This is a genomic window from Streptomyces sp. NPDC059037 (assembly GCF_042740015.1).
GTDB lineage: Bacteria > Actinomycetota > Actinomycetes > Streptomycetales > Streptomycetaceae > Streptomyces.
Genome location: NZ_JBHYIG010000118.1, coordinates 25,844 through 27,249, shown reverse-complemented (window position 1 = coordinate 27,249; position 1,406 = coordinate 25,844). Strand labels below are relative to the sequence as shown.

Below are 1,406 nucleotides of genomic sequence, written 5' to 3'. Positions count from 1 at the left end.
GGGGGGGGCGCGGGGGGCGTGAGACAGCGCCGCGGGGCGGGGGTGGCCGGGGGGGGGGGGGCGGGGCCCGCCCCAGGAAACCCCCTGCCCTGACCCTCCACGACCTGCACGCCGGATACGACGGCGCCCCCGTCCTCCACGGAGTGACCCTCACCGTCCGCCCAGGGGAAATCGTCGCCCTCCTCGGCCCCAACGGAGCGGGAAAGTCGACGACTTGCAAGGTCGCGGCCGGACTCATCGCACCCACCCAGGGCACGATCCACGTCGCTGGACGCGAAGCCACCCGCGAAGGCGCCGTCGCCCGCTCAAAGGCAGGAGTCGTCCTCGCCCCCGAAGGCCGCGGCATCTTCCCCGCCCTCACCATCGAGGAGAACCTCACCCTCCACCTCCCGGACAAGGCCGCCCGCGAAGCCGTCTACGACCGGTTCGGCGGCCTCGCCGCCCGGCGGAAGATCACCGCGGGCTCCCTGTCCGGAGGCGAGCAGCAGATGCTCGCCCTCGCACCCCTCCTCCAGCACCCGCCCGCGGTGCTCATCGCGGACGAGCCGTCCCTCGGCCTCGCGCCCCGCGTCGTGGACGAGGTGTTCCGTCTGCTCGGCGAACTCCGGGACGCCGGAACGGGGTTGCTCCTCGTGGAGGAGAAGGCGGCGGAGATCCTGGGCGTCGCCGACACCGTGGCGTACCTCGCGCAGGGCCGCGTCTCGTGGTGCGGCCCGCGCTCCGAAGTCCGGACGGACCAGCTCACCGAGGCCTATCTGGGCATAGCCGCGCAGGGCCATACCGAAGAAGTGGGCAGGCCATGAGCGACGACCGCATACTCGAAGCCCGCGGCATCGGCGTCCGCTTCGGCGGCATCCGCGCCCTCGACCAGGTCGACCTCGGCCTGCGCCAGGGCGAGGTCTGCGGCCTCATCGGGCCCAACGGGGCAGGAAAGACCACCCTGTTCGACGTGGTCTCCGGCATCCGCCGCCCCGACGCGGGGCGGGTCCTCCTCGACGGGGCCGACATCACCCGCCGCTCCCCCGCCTGGCGGGCCCGGCACGGCATGCGCCGCACCTTCCAGCGCCAGCAGCTCTTCGGTCAGCTCACCGTCGCCGACAATCTCCTTGTGGCGCAGGAGTGGCGGGGCGGCGGGGGCGGGTTCGCCGCCGATCTCCTCGCGGCGCCCACCCGGCGTACGCGGGAGAAGGAGCGGCGCACCCGTGCCGCAACTGTCCTGCGCGAGTGCGGACTTGACGCCATCGGCGACGACTACGCGGGAGCACTGCCCGTCGGCCGCGCCCGCATGGTGGAGCTGGCGCGGGCCGTGGCGGACCCGCCGAGGGTGCTGCTGCTCGACGAGCCCGCGTCCGGGATGACGGCCGACGAGCGGGGGCACCGGTCGGCCGTCAAACGGCACCTCGCGG

General features: G+C 74.3%; 2 protein-coding genes. Both read left to right on the top strand.

The window, feature by feature from the left end; genetic code table 11:
• Positions 1 to 143: 143 nt before the first annotated feature.
• Positions 144 to 803, top strand: coding sequence for an ABC transporter ATP-binding protein (locus ACFWY6_RS23775; RefSeq protein ID WP_384693736.1), 660 nt, complete (start codon positions 144 to 146; stop codon positions 801 to 803).
• The coding region (locus ACFWY6_RS23770) for an ABC transporter ATP-binding protein (protein ID WP_384693733.1) at positions 800 to 1,406 on the top strand (607 nt) is incomplete at its 3' end. The genes ACFWY6_RS23775 and ACFWY6_RS23770, both read left to right, overlap by 4 nt.